General features: G+C 47.7%; 18 protein-coding genes and 1 other annotated feature. Of the genes, 1 reads left to right on the forward strand and 17 read right to left on the reverse strand.

All coding sequences use genetic code 11. The annotated features are described in order from the left end of the window. A complete protein-coding gene (locus tag IPL85_04675; GenBank protein ID QQS19542.1) occupies positions 1 to 1,404 on the reverse strand; it encodes a cysteine--tRNA ligase in 1,404 nt (467 codons plus the stop codon). Beyond that, complete coding sequence (locus IPL85_04680; GenBank protein ID QQS19543.1) at positions 1,401 to 2,408, reverse strand: DHH family phosphoesterase; 1,008 nt, start codon at positions 2,406 to 2,408, stop codon at positions 1,401 to 1,403. Before IPL85_04680 ends, IPL85_04675 begins: the two co-directional genes overlap by 4 nt. A 58-nt stretch (positions 2,409 to 2,466) precedes the next feature. Here IPL85_04680 and IPL85_04685 point away from each other — a divergent pair, with 58 nt between their 5' ends. Then, positions 2,467 to 2,736: a DUF1653 domain-containing protein gene (locus IPL85_04685; protein ID QQS19544.1), complete on the forward strand. Its 270-nt coding sequence runs from the start codon at positions 2,467 to 2,469 to the stop codon at positions 2,734 to 2,736. Here IPL85_04685 and recR read toward each other — a convergent pair. The 15 genes from recR to ilvA form a co-directional block, all read right to left on the reverse strand. Then, complete coding sequence (gene recR / locus IPL85_04690) at positions 2,733 to 3,338, reverse strand: recombination protein RecR (GenBank protein QQS19545.1); 606 nt, start codon at positions 3,336 to 3,338, stop codon at positions 2,733 to 2,735. The genes IPL85_04685 and recR overlap by 4 nt on opposite strands. A gap of 6 nt (positions 3,339 to 3,344) precedes the next feature. Beyond that, the gene (locus IPL85_04695) at positions 3,345 to 3,638 is read right to left on the reverse strand and encodes a YbaB/EbfC family nucleoid-associated protein (GenBank protein ID QQS19546.1); all 294 of its coding nucleotides are present in this window, start codon (positions 3,636 to 3,638) and stop codon (positions 3,345 to 3,347) included. A 34-nt stretch (positions 3,639 to 3,672) separates the two neighbouring features. Then, on the reverse strand, positions 3,673 to 4,860 hold the full coding sequence (locus IPL85_04700) for a hypothetical protein (protein QQS19547.1): 1,188 nt from the start codon (positions 4,858 to 4,860) through the stop codon (positions 3,673 to 3,675). Positions 4,861 to 4,968: 108 nt separating this feature from the next. Continuing rightward, positions 4,969 to 6,324, reverse strand: coding sequence for a replicative DNA helicase (gene dnaB / locus IPL85_04705; GenBank protein QQS19548.1), 1,356 nt, complete (start codon positions 6,322 to 6,324; stop codon positions 4,969 to 4,971). Between the two features lie 32 nt (positions 6,325 to 6,356). Next, positions 6,357 to 7,874: a DNA polymerase III subunit gamma/tau gene (gene dnaX, locus IPL85_04710; protein ID QQS19549.1), complete on the reverse strand. Its 1,518-nt coding sequence runs from the start codon at positions 7,872 to 7,874 to the stop codon at positions 6,357 to 6,359. A gap of 196 nt (positions 7,875 to 8,070) precedes the next feature. Then, positions 8,071 to 8,913 carry a DMT family transporter gene (locus IPL85_04715; GenBank protein ID QQS19550.1) on the reverse strand — a complete coding sequence of 281 codons (843 nt, stop codon included), beginning with the start codon at positions 8,911 to 8,913 and terminating at the stop codon, positions 8,071 to 8,073. A 45-nt stretch (positions 8,914 to 8,958) separates the two neighbouring features. Continuing rightward, on the reverse strand, positions 8,959 to 9,468 hold the full coding sequence (locus tag IPL85_04720) for a hypothetical protein (protein ID QQS19551.1): 510 nt from the start codon (positions 9,466 to 9,468) through the stop codon (positions 8,959 to 8,961). Between the two features lie 269 nt (positions 9,469 to 9,737). After that, positions 9,738 to 10,118: a 50S ribosomal protein L7/L12 gene (rplL, locus tag IPL85_04725; protein QQS19552.1), complete on the reverse strand. Its 381-nt coding sequence runs from the start codon at positions 10,116 to 10,118 to the stop codon at positions 9,738 to 9,740. Positions 10,119 to 10,206: 88 nt separating this feature from the next. Then, complete coding sequence (locus IPL85_04730) at positions 10,207 to 10,731, reverse strand: 50S ribosomal protein L10 (GenBank protein ID QQS19553.1); 525 nt, start codon at positions 10,729 to 10,731, stop codon at positions 10,207 to 10,209. Positions 10,732 to 10,815: 84 nt separating this feature from the next. Further along, positions 10,816 to 10,950 (reverse strand) — a sequence feature (ribosomal protein L10 leader region). Continuing rightward, positions 10,939 to 11,922 (reverse strand): hypothetical protein, encoded by a 984-nt coding sequence (locus IPL85_04735; GenBank protein ID QQS19554.1) that lies wholly within the window; start codon positions 11,920 to 11,922, stop codon positions 10,939 to 10,941. Its footprint overlaps the feature before it by 12 nt. A gap of 27 nt (positions 11,923 to 11,949) precedes the next feature. Further along, complete coding sequence (locus IPL85_04740; GenBank protein QQS19555.1) at positions 11,950 to 12,555, reverse strand: GNAT family N-acetyltransferase; 606 nt, start codon at positions 12,553 to 12,555, stop codon at positions 11,950 to 11,952. Further along, complete coding sequence (gene glmM / locus IPL85_04745; GenBank protein ID QQS19556.1) at positions 12,552 to 13,847, reverse strand: phosphoglucosamine mutase; 1,296 nt, start codon at positions 13,845 to 13,847, stop codon at positions 12,552 to 12,554. Before glmM ends, IPL85_04740 begins: the two co-directional genes overlap by 4 nt. Before the next feature lie 8 nt (positions 13,848 to 13,855). Further along, the gene (locus tag IPL85_04750) at positions 13,856 to 15,028 is read right to left on the reverse strand and encodes a glycine C-acetyltransferase (protein ID QQS19557.1); all 1,173 of its coding nucleotides are present in this window, start codon (positions 15,026 to 15,028) and stop codon (positions 13,856 to 13,858) included. Positions 15,029 to 15,032: 4 nt separating this feature from the next. After that, entirely contained in the window at positions 15,033 to 16,223 is a 1,191-nt protein-coding gene (locus tag IPL85_04755) for an alcohol dehydrogenase catalytic domain-containing protein (protein QQS19558.1), read from the reverse strand. A 69-nt stretch (positions 16,224 to 16,292) separates the two neighbouring features. Beyond that, positions 16,293 to 17,783, reverse strand: a complete 1,491-nt coding sequence (gene ilvA, locus IPL85_04760; GenBank protein ID QQS20443.1) for a threonine ammonia-lyase, biosynthetic — start codon at positions 17,781 to 17,783, stop codon at positions 16,293 to 16,295. Positions 17,784 to 17,792: the final 9 nt, after the last annotated feature.

Genomic DNA, 17,792 nt, shown 5'->3' on the forward strand with positions numbered 1-17,792 from the left:
TCAATTTGGGTGCGACAGTCGGTACCAAACGGCACCACTCGGCGTGTCTCGTAGCCCAATACCTTCTGTAGCCAATTGGTCTCGCAGTTTGTCTGATGCCTTCCAGTCCTTGTTGGTGCGCGCAATGCCCCGTTCTACTATCAGCTGCTTCTGCTCATTACTAATATCTTCCTCGCCAATGTAAATACCCAGGTGCTCATCGACAAGTCGTGCAATGCTATCTAGGCTGGCAGCACTAGCAAACCCTGAGATTGCCTTATCTGCGATTTCGTCGACAAGCTGGAGCGCGCGTGGTGTATCAAGATCGTTAGCAAGCGCAGCCTGCATATCTTGGTCAAAATCGGCTGGATTGATATCTTGCGTGCCTATGTGCATCAGCGCTTCCTGCCAGCGGGTTGCCATTGCTTCTTGCCAATGATTTAGGCGGTTTTGGGCAGCTTCCAAATTATCCCAGGTAAAGTTTCCCTCTGTTCTGTAGTGCTTCCCAAGTGAAAACACTTTAAATGCTTTCAGGCTGTAACCTTTTTCTAGTATGTCCCGCAGTGTGTAAATATTTCCTTTACTCTTCGCCATTTTGCCGCCGTCGACTTTTAGATGGTTGGCGTGCATCCAGAAGGCACTAAATTGTTTGCCCGTCACCGCTTCAGTCTGGGCGATTTCGTTTGTGTGGTGTACCGGTATGTGGTCTATGCCTCCTGTATGTATATCTATTTGTTCGCCGAGTGTTTCTTTTGCTATAACCGAACATTCCAAATGCCAACCCGGAAATCCAACTCCCCAAGGGCTGGTCCATTCCATGTCTCGCCTACTGTCTGGCGGTGAAAACTTCCAAACTGCAAAATCTGTAATATTTTTTTTACCTTCTACGCTGACGCGTGCGCCGGCTTCTAAACCGTCAATATCTAGTCGCGCTAACTTGCCGTAATCTGTTAGCTTCGATGTATCAAAATACATTCCATCACCCGGAATTTCGTACAAGTAGCCTTTTGTAGCCAGCGTCTGCGCAAAAGTAATCTGCTGGGGGATCATGTCGGTCGCCCGAACTAAATGTGTTGGCTTCAGGAGCCCAAGCTGGCCTGCTTCTGTGGCTGCAACGCTTATGTACTTGTTGGCCACGTCCCAGGCGGTTATACCTTCCCTAAGAGCCCCTTTTTCCATTTTGTCTTGGCCATTATCATCGTCGCTGGTAAGATGACCAACGTCAGTAATATTTTGCGTGTGTTCGACGCTAAATCCAGCGGAACGAAGTGTGCGTACCAGCACATCCCAATATATGTATGGCAGCCAATTTCCGATGTGCGGTTGGCTATATACAGTGAGACCACAGGTGTAAAGTTTGATTTTACCGGCTTCAAGCGTTTGAAGCGTATTTTTTCCTTGAGTTAGCGTGTTGTATAGTTTCATGCGATATCCTGGTACTTTTGAAGAAGCAGATCACTTGCCATGCGCAAACATTCTTCCTTGATGTCGGCGTACTTGCGGCCATCGGTAATTTTGAAACCAGCAGCATAACTATGTCCTCCTCCGCCCATATGCTCGGCAAGCTGAGCGGCTATCGGGTAACCATTGTTTGCGCGAAGCGCTGCTGTGACCCGGCCGTCATCATAGCTTTTGAGCACAATAGCCAGCGCCACGCCCCGGACTTGCAACATATCAAACTGAACAAGTGGTGCCGGGTTATAGAGAGGGCTATATTCGTTGATTTCGGGCTGAGGAATGTGTACCAGGGCAATTTTACCGTCGGCAAAAAACTCTGTTCGCGTAATTAGCATGCCCTTGTAGCGAAAGATTTTTTCAACCATTTTGCCATACTCACGTCGAAGCTCCTCAAGCCGTGGGCGGTTGGCGCCCAGCTCAGTCAGATCAGCCATGACGCGGTACGTTCCAGCGGTTGTCAAGTCGTTCATAAGACCTTGCGTGTCGCCAAGGATGGAGGTCATGATATGTTCGGCAGCCTCACTGGATACATTCCAACCAAGTGAAGAGCTCAGATGAAAGATCAATTCCCCGGTGGAAGCAACATGTTCATCGATGATTTGCAGCTGCGTAAAATCAATTTTATTTTCAACAGTAGCGTGATGGTCAAGTACAATGCACGGTTTGCTTTTAAGCCACGTCAGCTGGCCGCTTTTATTAAGCTTATCCAGTAGTGTGTAAGTGCTAGTGTCGACTATAATGCTTAAGTCAAATTGGCTTGGCAGCGAATCGATTACCCGATCCCAGCCGTGCATATAGCGAAGATATTCTGGTACGTTGACGCCGCAGTACAGTACAACATTCTTGCCCATGTCACCGAGAATGTGCTCAAGCGCAAGAGCACTGCCGAGGCTATCCGCGTCAGGGTTATCAGCCTGGACAATAACGATTGTAGCTGCCGCGTCTACTGACCCACGAATTTGGTTTTCCATACCTTGTATTGTACGTTGGTGTGACTGATACACAAAGTAGTTGTGGTATGATGGCAATATGAGAAGCAAAAAAGGCGTTAAACAACTAAGAGAAATGCTGACTGAGGCGGTCGAACTTGTGCCAGTCGGATCTAGGTGGCGTCACTATAAGGGCGGAGAATATATTGTTACGGCGATCGCGTTTGACGAGGAAACGCTAGAGTTCGAAGTTATTTATTCGCCAATTGAGGCGCCAGATATTCATTTTGCTCGCTGGATGAGCATTTGGCTTGAGACTGTCGCATGGCAAGGTGCCACCCTTCCTCGTTTTGAGCACACGTCAGGCTAAAGCAGCTGCCTGCCTTCAAGGGCACGGCTGAGGGTTATCTGGTCAGCGTATTCTAGGTCAACACCGATGGGCAGTCCACGCGCTAAACGAGTTATTTTAACTTCCCGGTCGCCAATTTGCTGTTGGATGTATAAGGCCGTCGATTCGCCTTCGACACTGGCGTTAGTTGCCAAGATTATTTCCTTTACGTCATCTTCATCAATGCGCTGCATAAGCTGAGCGATGTGCAATTCTTCGGGCAGTACACCGTCAATCGGTGAAACCAAACCGCCTAAAACGTGGTAGGTGCCGTGGAAAGCGCCGATTTTCTCAAGAGAGACAATGTCGAGCGGCTCGGCAACGACGGCAATTAGGCTTTTGTCACGCTTTGGATCACTATAGAGCGGCGAAATATCCTTCGCTGCATCAATTAGAGCAAATGTTCGAGGGCAATATTTGACGCTGTCGTGTAGATTGGCAAGCGCAGCGGCGATTTGTTGAGACTTTCCCCGGTCATGCCGTACCAAAAAATACGCATATCTTTCGGCGGTACGTGAACCAACGCCAGGCAAATTGCCTAGCGCCTCAATAAGGGTTTCAAGCGCAACGGGAAGAATGTTCATTGGTCTTTACAGGCCAAGATTGCCGAGCATGCCCATAAATGGCTGCATTTTTTCAGCGGCTACTTTTTGACTTTCTGAAATTGCATCTTTTACAGCGTCTTCTACCCAACGTTCAAGCTGTTCAATATCGTCAAGGTCGACATATTCTGGGTCAATTTTAATTTTTTTAATTTTTTGTTCGCCAGTTATTTCAACCCGCACGGCTCCATCGCCCTGTTCGATAGTAATTACCATTTTTTGTAGTTCTTTTTGGATTTTTTTAACTTGTAGCAACATTTTTGCTTGATCAAATCGACTCATATTCACCTCCGTTTATAGATACTATTGTAACAGATTATGACGGCTTGTTTATAGTGTAAACAGCTTTTGTCTCAGGGGCATTTGGCCAAGCGGTGTAATATGCTTTGATATGATAGAGGGTCGAGGATCCAACCAGCACAACGAGGAGTGCCATACCAGCAAGCCGAGCAAGTGGATTTTTGGGGAAAACTCTCAGCCATTGATCAAGCAAGTAGTAGATGCCACCGGCAATTGTAAGATAGATGAGCGGAATAATCATAGCCATGGCTGCACTGCCACCCAGAACAATTAGCACAGACGAAACCGCGAGCATACCAAATAGTAAGTAATTTCCTCGTATGCGAGGTCTTGAAAAAAGTAAAATAAAACCAGCTATAAACAAAATAATTTCTCCGGCACTTAGCAGCGGAGCGCCGTATAACCAATATTCCGGCGGCCAATAGCCCTTAAATATTACCGAAGAACCGAGGTGCATAGCATTATCAAAAAGCAGCTGTAATGATGGGAGCGAAGTGGGAAGCCCTAGCACGGTCAGTAGGACATTTGGCGACCGGACTGCCCCTATCACTAGCGGAATAGTAATAATAACGCCAGTCAGCACGAGAAGCGCAGAGTGGTTCGCACCAAGTTGTCGGAAAATACCTAGTATTCGCCTATGCATAAGCACAATTCCAATAAGCTCAAACCAAATCATTCCCGGAATATATAAACAGAGCGCAAAAATAGCAGCAATTGCATACGACATAAGCCGTTCTTTTTTGGCTTTGCGTAGCAGAAACGTACAGGCAATTAAAACTATTGTTGCCATCTGCAGGATAAATGCCGCACCGATTCTACCAAAATGTAAATATCCAGAAGAACTAACAAACAGTATGGTCGCGAGGAGTGCAACTTGTTTAGAATACCAATGAACAGCGACCCAGTAAAAAAGTAGCGCAAAAGTCGCTGCAATTAACGCTGCGGCTATGCGTGTCACCGCAATGCTTTGGTGACCCATTTTATGCCCAATCCACACCAGACTCTTATAGGGAGCATCTACTGGATTGTTGTATATGGTACGAAGACTGATTGACTGTTGTTGCGAAGCTTGTTCAAGCGGAGCATAGTTTGGTATCAGTGTTGTTAAGCCACGGAAAAGGAGCACATAGGCTAACAGTGCGAGGCCGAGCCACGCAAGTAGTAATCGCCAATGCACGGTTATGAAATTGAGTATTCTGTCCATAAGTATTATAGCTAAGTATAACCTCAGTTCCACATAAGTACCACCGGATTTCCATATTTTACGCTAAAATGAGCGAAGCGAACAAGCCGAAAGCGAGCTTCTGATTTTTTACTGAGCGTCAAACGGTATTGCCGCGTGGCTACTGTCTAGCGAGCGAATACGCTGTTTTTCTCGGTCAAAATACAATTCGACCCCGCCAGTTGGACCGTTGCGGTGTTTTTTAATGAGAACATCCATGATGTTTTTGCGCTCACTTTCTGGCTCGTAATAATCTTCGCGGTATAAAAATGCGACGACGTCGGCATCTTGCTCAATAGAACCAGATTCACGTAAGTCTGATAGTTGTGGTATTTTTGGGTTGCGGCTTTCGACTGACCGGCTTAACTGGCTGAGGGCTATGACAGGAACGTTGAGCTCGCGGGCAATACCTTTCAGTCCGCGAGAAATTTCCGATATCTCTTGTACGCGGTTGCCCTCGTTGCTGTACTTGCCGCCGCCACTCATAAGCTGCAAGTAGTCTACGACTATGAGGCCAAGCTTCTGGGTGTGGGCTTCGCGTCTTGATTTTGTTCGTAGGTCGCTCACAGTTATCCCGGGGGAGTCGTCTATGAAAATTTTTGCTTCGCTGAGGGTACCCATTGCTTCGCCGAGACGCTCAAAGTCGTCATCGGTTAGTTTACCGGTACGCAGTGCCCAAGCGTCTACGCCTGATTCCATGGCGAGTAAGCGGTCAACTAACTGTTCTTTGCTCATTTCTAGGCTAAATATGAGCACAGATTCTTTTGCCAGTGTCGCTACTTTGTGGGCAAGGTTCAAAACAAAGGCGGTTTTCCCCATTGATGGCCTAGCTGCGATAATAAACAAATCTGACCGTTGGAAGCCAGCCAAAATATTGTCGAGGTCGCGGTAACCGCTGGGAACACCCCGTAGCTTGTTTTTGTCTTTGTGGAGGTCGTCGAGACGCTCAAAACTGTCAGCAAGAACTGATTCCAAGCTAACGACACTTTGCTTGACGTGTTGTTGGCTAACAGCAAATAGTCGAGCCTCAGCTTCCTCGATGAGTTCTTGAAGTGCTTTTGATTCATCTCGTCCCAAATCTGCCATTTCGGCGCTGGCCGAAATAAGACGGCGGCGCAGTGCTTTCTGTGCGACAATGTCGGCGTATTGTTCAACGTGAGCCGCTGTTGGCACGAAATTTGTCAGTTCGGTGAGATAGCTTGACCCCCCCACCATTTCCAGAAAACCATTACCTTTGAGCTGATCGGCGAGCGTCAGAACATCTATGGCAGAACGTTTTTCGTACAGCGCGCGCAAGGCTTCGTAGATACGGGCATGGCGGGCGTCGAAAAAATCGTCAGGTGTTATTCTGTCTGCGATTTTTATGATGGCATCGGTGTCTATCAACACTGCGCCTAGTAGCGATGCTTCCGCCTCGATATTCTGTGGTAGTGGTTCTACGGCCATTTATTCTCTCGACCCTTCTTATTTGTCGTGCTTTATGATTCTAGCAGTTCGGCACCGCCAAAGATATTGCTTATGGCTGCCACTGTTTCTGATCCTGCTAGTGCCGTCTTGGGGGCGCTACTTGTAAGGCAACGGATTTCCGTGGGAACACCACGAGCCGAATCAACTAGCGCAGCCAGGATGCTGCGATTGCGTGGTTCGTTCAAACGTTTTTGATGAAATGAAAAATTGAGCTCTAGCGTCAACGTATCGCCGTCTAGGCTTGGTCGTGCCATGCGGGCAATGCCATATAGTGTGTTATGTGTCTGCTTGAGATCTTGTAGCACGGCTTGCCATAGCGTGTCGATGTTGTGGTTGTCGGTGGTTGGGCTGGAACTCTGAGGTGCTATATCATGACTTAAGCGCTCCGCGGTCGGTGGGTGCGGCGTGTCAATTACGATAGGTTCGTCAGCTTGTGTCGGTGTTTCAGGGGCTTGCGCGGGCTTGTCAGCCTGCAAGGAAGTTTTTTCTTGAACTGTTTTGACAGTTGTTGACTCGGGTTTAGGAGTTACTTTTTTTACCTGGGACGCCTCTGTGACCTCTGTTTCATTTAACTTGGGGCTAGCGTAGCCGGCGTATTTTAGGAGTGTGATTTCTAGCAGTGCCCGCGGATTATGAGCCGGTGGGACATCGAGCAAATCACGTAACAAATCTAGTGCGTATGAAGGAGCGTTGCCGTCTAAAAATTGAGATCTTAACATCTGCCCCAGCTGTAGGGCAATCATAACTGGTTCATACCCCTGCTCGGACAGCTCGTGCAGTGCAGCAAGCGTAGCCGGTACTGTTTGGTTTTTTAGTGCATCACTTAGCTGAGTAATCGAGGTTGAGGGAGCATGCCCGAGCAACTGTTCAATTTGCTCCCGAGTAATATTGCTACTTGTCGAACTTGCTTGATCGAGGAGGCTAATGCTGTCCCTAAAACTTCCTTCGCCATGCTCGGCAATTAGATGAAGCGCCTCATCGTCTATGGAAATTTGTTCTTTTTTCGCAATATGGCGCAGGTGCGCGGCAACTTTTTCTAGCGACACTGGTTTAAACCGATAACGTTGTGTCCGGCTTATTATTGTTTCTGGGAGTTTATGAGCCTCCGTGGTGGCAAGTATGAAGACAACGTGCGCGGGTGGTTCCTCAAGCGTTTTAAGCAGTGCGTTAAAGGCGGCTTTACTGAGCATATGCACTTCATCGATGATAAATACTTTGTATGTTGCACTAGAGGGAGCAGACATTATTTTGTCGCGCAGGTCTCGGACGTCTTCTACTCCGTTATTGCTTGCGGCATCGATTTCTATTATGTCAAAGTGGGGCTTTTCGCTGTAACTCAAGTGGTTAATTTCATGGGCGAGAATACGTGCGACTGATGTTTTGCCAACCCCCCGTGGACCCGTCAAAAGATAGGCGTGAGCAATTTTACCCTGCTGCAAAGCATTTCCGAGTGTGGTAGTAATGTGCTCCTGACCGACCACTTCACTCAGTGACCGAGACCGGTATGTTCTGTACAGTGCTTTCCCCATTGTCCCTTAAGTATAGCTGCTGCGTGAGCGATTTCCGAATGTAGTAATTACAATCGAGTACTTAACTGGGCTGATGCAATCCCCCACCCTGTACTCGGCTAAGAAACTACTTTCCCCCCCAACTCCCTACGAGCAAACATAAGGCGAACTCGCCGTAAAGGCTCAGTTACAGTAATAAGTGCGAGCGGCATTTTGCTTAGAATGAGGTGATGATTACACCGATAGCGCCAAGTGCGACGGCTACCCATAACAGTTTGTCGTTATCTCTTTCATGCAGAAAATAATGCGCTGCTACGGCTGTCAGTGGCAGTACAAATGCTGACAGTGAGGCAATAAGAGAAACATTATTTGCTTTTTCTAGAGCTATGAAATAACTAATCCCAATCCCTGCTATCACCGTACCGAGCAGTGCAGATTCCCGAATCAGCCTGGTTGAAATATGAACTGAACGACGCTTGTGATAATCGTATGCCGCAAAAAGCGTCAGCCAAAAAGTTTGCAGCCCAAAGCCATAGATAAAAAACGCGCCGATATCCATGTACTGGATAGCTGCTTTTTCGACGACGACACCGACACCGAGAAAAGCTGCGGATATTAGTGTCAGAAGAATACCTTTGGCTATATGCTCATATGAGCTTGTGCCGTTGCGATGCGCTTTTGCCGGTGCCCAAACGGCGATGACGCCACTCACAAGCACTAAACCGGCACCCAGCAGCTGGATAATGGTTAGTTTTTCACCCAAAAACAGCCATCCGAGTAAAATTGTGATGATAATGCGTACTTGGAATATTGTTTGGTTTAATGCTGCCGGCATATGTTTTATGGCCATAAATGATAACAGCACAAAAACTGCCACCAGAAAACTTGCGCTAAGAAGCAGCCACAATGTCCAGACAGACCAGGTGATGTCATGCGGTGCTATGAGCCCAGCAACAATGCTCAGCGGCATTAAGCCAATCAGATATGAAAGTGCGACGCTAATGCTGGCGGGGACAGTTTGTGCTTGCGCGAAACGCCTTCTAAGAAGTGTCGAGGCCACAAACAGAAGCATATTGATACAAAGAGCAACCTGCCACATAGTTGCCTAGAGAGCAGCTTCCAGAGCGGCCCACTCTGCGCTGGCATCGTCTTCTGGTACGTTGACTGAAACTTGATCGCCAGGTTTTGCTTTAAAATAAGTGACACTGGCAAGAAGGACGCGGTAATCTTTTGTGCCTACTGATACGAAGTAATGACCACCTTCGAGCTTTAATTGTCCGACAACCTGTTTGCGTGGGATTGGACCAATTTGCTTGTATAAAAACGCACCGTCATCGGCAATTGTAAGTTTCAAAATGTCGCCTTGAACCAGTTTTGATTTACTGGCATAGTTTGCTGGAACGGGATAGGTTTTGCCATCGCTACCGACCATGTTTTGCCCGTCAAAAACACCCTCAATAACCTTGCCCAGTGCTTCTTCGCTGACCTTAGCCTGAACTTTAATATCGTCACCAACGAGACTTATCAAGAGCTCATTTGCGGCTGCCAAGTTGGTTTCCGCTTCTTGTATGAGTGCCCGAAGTCTTTTGATTTGCTTATCTGGTAAATCGGCCATAACTGTTTCTTTCTATTTCCCTTTTGTTGCACTTCCCTAATGTTCCACCATTTAGGTCTGTAATACCTTAATCTAACCCTAGCATACCCTGGCCAGCAAGTCAAAATATCAGCCTGCGCCCCTATCTTATCTGTGGATAAATTGCGGTTTAGATATTTTTCCTAGCGTGCATATGGTTTCAATATAGCTAACTCGGCGTAAACGCCGAGTTAGCCCCCACCCACGCCGGAAGGCGCTAGTAGCGGTGATGACACCGAGCCGGAGTAATACTAGACAAGTTCTACTGTGGCGCCAGCTGCATCAAGAGCTTTTTTGGCTGCTTCAGCATCTTCTTTTTTGGCTTTTTCAAGTACAACCTTTGGTACGCCGTCGACAATCGCCTTGGCTTCGCCAAGACCGAGGCCGGTCAGTTCCTTGACAGCCTTGATGACAGCGACTTTCTGGGCGCCAGCATCTTTGAGCATGACATCGTACTCAGCCTTTTCGTCGGCAGCATCGGCTGCTTCGCCACCAGCAGCTGGACCAGCTGCGGCAACAGCGGCGACTGCAGGTTCGATGCCGTATTCGTCTTTAAGAATAGTTTTAAGTTCGTTAACTTCTAAGACAGTTAGTTTAGTAAGTTCTTCGGCGAGTTTCTTTATATCAGCCATAAAATTTTCTCCTTATTTAGTGATATTTGACCAATGAAAAATGGTCAAATATTGATTACTGTTCAATGATCAACGTTTGGTGCGACTTTTAGGCCGTCGCTTTGTCACGAATGCCGTCGAGCAACGCATGAAGGTTGCCGGACAGGCCATTTGTGATGTCGTTTACCGGTGAAAGTAGCATAGCAACTGCTTCGGCAATGAGCTGGTCTTTGCTTGGCAAGTCAGCGAGCGTTTTTACCTGAGAGGCATCCATAAAGGTGCCGTCTGCGCTGTAGGCGCCCACAAACTCAAGCGTTGGGTTTAGTTTGGTAAACGCTTTCAGTGCTTGAGCGGGAGCGACTTCGTCTTCGCTGTTAAAAGCGTAGAGTAGCATGCCGTTAAGGCAGCTGGTGTCGGCGTTTTTCAGCTTGTCATGCCCAGTCATCGCCTTGATAACGAGCCGATTTTTGACCACTTTGACTTTGGTGCCGTTTTCGCGTGCATCGCGCCTAAGCTGTTGGAGCGCTTTTACGGTTGTGCCCTGGTACTTTGCGACAACTGTCATCTTGGCAGATTGCAGTAAGTCAGAGACTTCCGCAACAACGTCATCTTTTTGTGATTTATTAAGTGCCATTCGTTCTCCTTTGGAGTGAATGATAAATTGTTTTATGAAGAATAATGAATGGACGCTATCGACCGGTGCGATTTCATCGTTCTTGTTACATAAAGAAAAGCGCTTTTAGTGATACCAAAAGCGCCCTTGCAAAACGAAATAAAGTGATTTCGTCGCCTCGGTGACAAATCAAGAAGCTCTCGCCCCAGTCACTGTCTTTGGTAACAATTACATTCTAATACTATTTCCCGGGTTGTGCAAGAGTAGCAAGAATGGTACGGTAGTTTTCAAGACATACGGGCTTGGAAGATCTAAATCCGGAAATAATCGTTCGAGAGATAATGCCCTATCGTAGCCTTCTACCGTAAGTCTAATATTATCAATAATTCTTTCAATCACGAGTCGATCAAATGGATTTTCGAAACTCGCGCGCATTTCATTTTCAATTACTTCTGGAGTTCTCTCATTCGTTTTATCAGGTCCAAACAACAACTTAGCGAATAATTCTTGGGTAGACCTACGTATGTCTTCTCTTTTACTACGTTGAATAAGTCCTTCTATGTCTTTACTAAGTTCATCATTTTCCATTTTGAATTCATGCATTACATCAAGTTCTTTTTGGAGAGCAGATGGGTCAACGTAATCGTTGAACTCAGTGATACGCAGTACTTCAGTAATACCTTTAGAATATTCAATAGCCACTTCTCTAGCGCATGCAGCTGCACCTGTAACCATGCAAAATCTGACTCTTAATGAGGTATCATCTTCAAGCGGGAAATCATATTTTTCAATTACATAGGACTGAGTACTTGTCAGTGGTTTTACATTGAGCCATGCATTTGTGAAGTCTTTCTCGTCATGTGCATTTTCTTTAGTAGCAATAAGACGGTGGAGTACATTGAAAAAAGTAAACCTTGAAAGATTACCACTAAGAAGAGTTACTGGCATTAAAGCCTCTGCTGCCGATAACCGGAACAATGCTTCAACGTTGGATTTCGGTAGATCTAGCAGCCTGGAATCAATTGCATCCGTTTGCGATAGTCCACTAATCGTATGTTCATAGACAGCCTCGCGCGGAGCATCCGTTAAAAAACCCATAACTTGTGAGTCGGCTTGGTTGTTTTTTTGAAGAGCGTCAGCCATGCTGAGTATTTCATGCAAGACTGGACCGTGTACTTCGTAATAAATATCACCTGGATTAAGTCTAGACACAGGATTACTATATCACAAAAGACATAATTACGTAAGGGTCATGTACAGGCGGGTGTCGGGGGTTAGCGAGCCGGTGGCTGTGGGGCGTGTGGAGGGGACGCTGGCAACTAGGGTGAACCCAAGTTTTTGGTAGATGTGAACAGCTCCAGTATTACTTGCCCAAGACTCTAACCATAAATTGTCTGCATCGTACAAATGTATGGTGGCGTCAAGAACAACAGCCAGATAAGGAGTAGCGAGCCCTTTACCCTGATGCCTTTCGCTAAGTCGCACCGCCACTGTTACTTTTCCGTCAGGCACATGATCACTTTGGCTTTCACCCGCCCAGGCATAACCTGCTAAGTCACCCGTCGCTTTCTCGACCAGCAAAAAAACTGCCCGACCTTTGCTAAGCCAGTTGGTAGTGCCCTTTTTATCTCGAAAACGTGAGTCGCAGTCATTCGGGCAGTATTCTATGATAGATGGTTCCAGTGCGAGTTGTTGAATTGTTGCAGCGTCTGTCTCAGTTAGACCCAAACGAACTTCGTAGCCAGCTTCAGCCAGTTTTTTTTGTGCAATTTGCCCTTTTTCGGTTAAACTATCCGCTTCTACTGCTGCTGATGATTCGCTATAAGTTGTGGGGAATGGTTTCAAAGTACGAGCTCCTGGATGTGGTTGGCCATTTCGGTAGCAAGGGCTTCGGCGTTTGGCGCTTCCACCATTACGCGAGCAAGTGGTTCGGTGCCGCTCGGACGCACAAGTATGCGGCCAGAGTTGCCTAGCTCGGCCGTTTTCACTCGGACGTAGTCTTCTACCTCTGGTGAGTTTAGCTTGGTTTTATCTGCTATGGGGAAATTCACGAGTGATTGTGGCAGCATAGAAACCTCATCTCGCCATTCGCTTAAGGATTTTCCAGACGAGTTGATAGCGCTCAAAACCTGCACAGCGGCAAGCAAACCATCGCCGGTTGTGGCAAAGTCGGGTAAGATGATGTGACCGGACTGTTCACCGCCCAGTTTGTAGCCAGTTGCGAGCAGTCGTTCCAGAACGTAGCGGTCACCGACGGCGGTTCGTTCCATCGAAATTCCCTTTGTTTTTAGAGCTTGTTCGGTGCCAAGGTTTGACATAACTGTTGCTACGACGTGCTTATAGCCATTTGCAACGGCCAGCATGTACATTAGGTAATCACCGTTGCAGGCTCGTCCTGCTGCATCTACCAAAATAAGCCTGTCCGCGTCACCGTCAACTGCAATACCTAGGTCGCAGTGCTGTTCACGCACTACGCGTTGCAGCTCTGTCGTGTCGGTGGCACCGCAGCGAACATTAATATTGCGTCCATTTGGTTCGTTGCCAAGTGCGATTACCTCGGCACCAAGTTGCTCAAATACTCGTTGACCGAGAGCACTGGCGGCGCCATTGGCAGTGTCTACAGCAATCTTGTAAACATCAAGTTTTAAGCCTCGGGCGGAGGAAACTAGGAAATCTTCGTATTCGTGCGCTAAGTCTCGTGTTGCAAAGCTGCCGGGGCTTCGGTTGGGGACGCCTGCTTCAATATCGTGGTTTAGGCGCTCTTCTGCGTCATCGGGCAGTTTGCTCCCGCTGGCGCTGAACACCTTAACGCCATTAAATTCATACGGGTTGTGGCTGGCAGTTATCATGATGCCTGCCACAAATTCGTCGTGCTGAGCAGTAATGTAAGCAAGGCCTGGTGTGGGAAGAACGCCTGCAAAGACAGCATTAACGCCAACGGCTTGCAGTCCCTGTGTGATCATCTGCACAAGATGCGTCGATGACTCACGTGTGTCGCACGCAATGACTATGTGTTCCTTGTCTCGAGCGAATTGGGTGCCAACTGCTCTACCAATGGCAACCGTACCGATGTCATCCAGCGGGTATTGACCGGCCAGTGCCCGCACACCGTCTGTACCAAATAGTTCTCGGCTCATGTACCCGCTTACTGCCCAGTAACTTTAGCAAACTTTTCAACCAGACGGCGGATGTCGTCTTCAGTGTGCGCGGCGCTGATTTGGACGCGAATACGCGCTTTGCCCTTCGGCACTACCGGGAAACTAAATCCGACAACATAAATCCCCTCTTCAAAAAGCTTTGCGGCTGTTTCGACGGCATCTTTTTCTTCTGCAAACATCACGGGTGTAATAGGGTGCTCACTGCCTGCGACATTGAAACCAGCTTTTGTCATAAGTTCGCGGAACAGCGAGGTGTTATCTTTGAGTTTTTTGACGAGCTCTGGGTGGTTCTGGATGTAGTCGAGTGTATAGAGCGATGCTCCGCAAGTACCGACTTCCATGGCATTACTAAAAAGGTAGGTGCGTGACCGCTGCCGTAAGAAGTCCACAGCTTCTTTGTGGCTGGCAATAAAAGCGCCGCCGGCGCCGCCAAGAGCCTTACCGTATGTACCTGTGAGGAAGTCAATACGTCCCTGAGTGCCAGTAAACTCGGGTGTGCCTCGCCCTGTTGCGCCGAGAACACCAGTTGCATGGGCATCATCCACCATGACAAGTGCGCCGTATTTGTCTGCAAGGTCGCAAATGTCTTTCAGCGGGGCAATGTGGCCATCCATAGAAAACACGCCGTCAGTTGCAATGACTTTCAGGCGTTTGTCTTTGACGCTTTCGAGCTTGGTTTCAAGATCAGCCATGTCCATATGGGTATAAATAAGGCGTTCTGACTTGGTAAGCCGAACAGCATCAATAATGCTCGCGTGGTTTAGCTCGTCACTGATAATGGCATCTTCTGGACCAAAAAATGTTTGAAAAAGACCAACATTCGCCATAAAACAAGACGAGTACAAAATTGCGTCATCCGTACCGAGAAACTTAGCGGTGGCAGCTTCGAGCTCTTTGTGAATTCCTTGCGTGCCACAGATAAACCGCACACTTGCCTGACCAAAACCCCATTTTGCTAAAGCTGCGTCGGAAGCTTCACGGACACCGTCTGTACCGGAAAACCCAAGATAATTATTGGAGCAAAAGTTTAGGAGTTTTTTGTCGCCGACCGTGATTTCACGGCCTTGTGGTGACATAATGACGCGTTCTTCTTTCCATAATGATTGGTCTTTGATACTACGTAGTTCAGCGTCTAGGATTGGTTTTAGATCTGTGTACATTGGCTTAAGCCTCCATGTTAAAGATAAGTTTCGGATGTTCGTTCATTTTCTGTTCAAATATGGCAGGGTCAAACTGACTCAGGTTTACGATGGTATTTTCGCCGTTGTTTAGGATGATTTTCCATACTTTTTCTTGTATGCCATTGCTTTCTTGCGACAAAACGCGCTGAGATAACTGCCACGTGTTAAAGATTTCACGCCCAATAATACAATGCAACGTCAAGCCTGCGACGATGAGACGGGGGAAATGAGGTATGGTTAAATCGCCATCTTTTACACCAAAAAGTACGACGTGGCCGCCGCGGCGGGTACAGTCTATGGCGTTATTGACGCTACTGGCCGGGCCAGCCATTTCCATGCTAACATCGACACCTTTGCCGTAAGTAATTTCCTTTATGCGGTCGATGACATTTGGGTCGCATTGCCACGGCTGAGCTTTTTCGCTCGGTTCAATGAGAATGGTTTCGTCGGCGCCGCACTGTCGAGCAAGTTCGAGGTTAGTGCTACTAACATCAACCGCAATTACTTTGGCTGCACCAAACTTTTGGGCTATAAGCACACTGAAAAGGCCGATAGGCCCAGCGCCAAAAATGGCAACGCGCTGTCCGCGAACGTCTACTTTACTGAGTGCGTGAATGGCATTGCCAAAAGGATCCATAATGGCCGCTACTTCTGGGCGGATGCGATTTTTGTCTATTGCCCAGAGGTTTTTTGCTGGCAGTTTGACATATTCTGCAAAAATTCCGTCTATGGTAATGCCAAGAATGGCTTCGTTCATGCAAACATTTGCTTCGCCTACTCGGCATTGGTAGCATTTGCCACAGGTAACATGGCTATCGCCCGAAACTAAACTGCCGACTTCAATTTTTGCAATATTTTTTGGATCTGGATCCCAATACAGAGAATTAACTTTAGAACCGGCTTCGACAACTTCGCCTAGGAACTCGTGACCAACAACACGTTGCTTCTTACTGTCTCGCTCTAATGCACTGAGAAACTGGTCTTTAAACGCGTTTCGATACCATAAACCTCGGTCTGAACCGCAAACTCCGGCGTACTTTATGCGGACAATAACCGAACTGGCATCGTCCGGAAAAAGTGCCTCGTCAAGACGAGGTTTATCCAGTTGTGCTAACGAAAAGCCACGGGACTCGTCCCATGTTTGCTGTGCTGTATCTATAACTAATCCACGCATCGTACTAGTTTCTCCCATTGACGCTTATATCTCTAGTATACGCGGTGTCATGGGTTTGTCACCAGTCGGTCATGAAAATAGTAGTAAACCAGGGTTGTTACCAGCACGGGTATATTCAAAACCGGTAGCGTCGAGCCGCTCTTCGAGATTTTTCTGGTCAGTCGTTTCAAATCCTATCAAGACACGACCAATATCGCTGGCGGTTGAGCGGTAGTGGAAAAGTGTCACGTTCCACTGCGTGCCGACGGTGTGAAGAAATTCTCCAAGCGCTCCCGGCCTTTCTGGGAATTCGACGTGGTATAACATTTCAGCATTGTGGCCTGGTCCTGGACCGCCAATCATGTGGCGAACGTGCTCTTTGGCAATTTCGTCGTTAGAAAGATCAACATGGTCAAAGCCCTTGGTTTTCATTTGCGCCAGGAGTTTTGCTTTGTCGTCGGCGTCTTTGACAGATATACCGGCTAGAACATGAGCTACATTGCGCTCCCTGAAGCGGTAAGAAAACTCCGTAATGCTGCGCCGACCGACGATTTTATCGCAGAACTCAAGAAATGCTCCGGGTCGTTCGGGTAAGGTGACCGCAATCAGCGCTTCTCGGCCAGAACCAATCAGGGTTCGTTCAGCTATTTGCTGGAGTCGTTCAAAGCTAACATTTGCTCCTGAACAGATGGCGACAGCGTGTGCTTCAGATGGTAATGGATAAGTTTTTAGCCCTGCGAGCGCTAGCGCCCCCGATGGTTCCAAAATGGTACGTGCTGCTTCATATGAATCGTTAATTGCCGAGCATATTTGATCGGTGGTGACCGTAATACAACTGTCAACCAGCCGCTGGGCGGCAGCAAATGTATGTTCTCCAACCTGTTTTACGGCAACACCGTCGGCAAAAATACCGACGTGTTTTAACGTGACGCGTTCGCCTTTGGCTAGACTTTTTGTCATAGCAGCGCTGTCGACCGGCTCGACGCCAATTATCATTACGTCTGGGCGTACTGCTTTGACATAGTGGGCAATACCGGCAATCAGTCCTCCGCCACCCACCGGCACAAAAATATGAGTTACATCGGGGAGTTGTTCAATAATTTCCTGTCCAATTGTGCCTTGTCCGGCAATGACTAACGGGTCGTCAAAAGGATGAATAAATACTCGCTTTGTCTGTTTGACAAGTCTCGCACATTCCTCGGCCGCCTCGCTGTAGTTGTCGCCAATAAGCACAAGCTCTGCGCCGTATGCTTTGACGGCGTCTATTTTTATGGCTGGAGTTGTACGTGGCATAACGATGAGCGCGGAAATACCAAGTTTCTGGGCGGCGAGTGCAACCCCTTGAGCGTGATTGCCGGCGCTGGCGGCAATAACACCACACTGTTTTTCTGCTTCGCTTAGCCGGCATATTTTGTTATACGCACCTCGGAGTTTGAAACTGTGCACTGGTTGCATATCTTCTCGCTTGAGATAAACGTGTGCGCCGAGCTGCCTGCTCAGTTTTTGGGCTTTCTCGAGCGGAGTTTTTTGGGCGACATCGTACACGCGAGATGTCAGTACCTCGCGGACGATATCGTTGATAGTTGTTGG

The sequence above is a fragment of the Candidatus Saccharibacteria bacterium genome (assembly GCA_016699955.1).
Lineage (GTDB): Bacteria > Patescibacteriota > Saccharimonadia > Saccharimonadales > UBA4665 > JAGXIT01.

Excerpts from the sequence above, each read along its gene's own strand:
- IPL85_04675 (QQS19542.1), bottom strand. The coding sequence starts at position 1,404 with ATGAAACTATACAACACGCTAACTCAAGGAAAAAATACGCTTCAAACG.
- IPL85_04680 (QQS19543.1), bottom strand. The coding sequence starts at position 2,408 with ATGGAAAACCAAATTCGTGGGTCAGTAGACGCGGCAGCTACAATCGTT.
- IPL85_04685 (QQS19544.1), top strand. The coding sequence starts at position 2,467 with ATGAGAAGCAAAAAAGGCGTTAAACAACTAAGAGAAATGCTGACTGAG.
- recR (QQS19545.1), bottom strand. The coding sequence starts at position 3,338 with ATGAACATTCTTCCCGTTGCGCTTGAAACCCTTATTGAGGCGCTAGGC.
- IPL85_04695 (QQS19546.1), bottom strand. The coding sequence starts at position 3,638 with ATGAGTCGATTTGATCAAGCAAAAATGTTGCTACAAGTTAAAAAAATC.
- IPL85_04700 (QQS19547.1), bottom strand. The coding sequence starts at position 4,860 with ATGGACAGAATACTCAATTTCATAACCGTGCATTGGCGATTACTACTT.
- dnaB (QQS19548.1), bottom strand. The coding sequence starts at position 6,324 with ATGGCCGTAGAACCACTACCACAGAATATCGAGGCGGAAGCATCGCTA.
- dnaX (QQS19549.1), bottom strand. The coding sequence starts at position 7,874 with ATGGGGAAAGCACTGTACAGAACATACCGGTCTCGGTCACTGAGTGAA.
- IPL85_04720 (QQS19551.1), bottom strand. The coding sequence starts at position 9,468 with ATGGCCGATTTACCAGATAAGCAAATCAAAAGACTTCGGGCACTCATA.
- rplL (QQS19552.1), bottom strand. The coding sequence starts at position 10,118 with ATGGCTGATATAAAGAAACTCGCCGAAGAACTTACTAAACTAACTGTC.
- IPL85_04730 (QQS19553.1), bottom strand. The coding sequence starts at position 10,731 with ATGGCACTTAATAAATCACAAAAAGATGACGTTGTTGCGGAAGTCTCT.
- glmM (QQS19556.1), bottom strand. The coding sequence starts at position 13,847 with ATGAGCCGAGAACTATTTGGTACAGACGGTGTGCGGGCACTGGCCGGT.
- IPL85_04750 (QQS19557.1), bottom strand. The coding sequence starts at position 15,028 with ATGTACACAGATCTAAAACCAATCCTAGACGCTGAACTACGTAGTATC.
- IPL85_04755 (QQS19558.1), bottom strand. The coding sequence starts at position 16,223 with ATGCGTGGATTAGTTATAGATACAGCACAGCAAACATGGGACGAGTCC.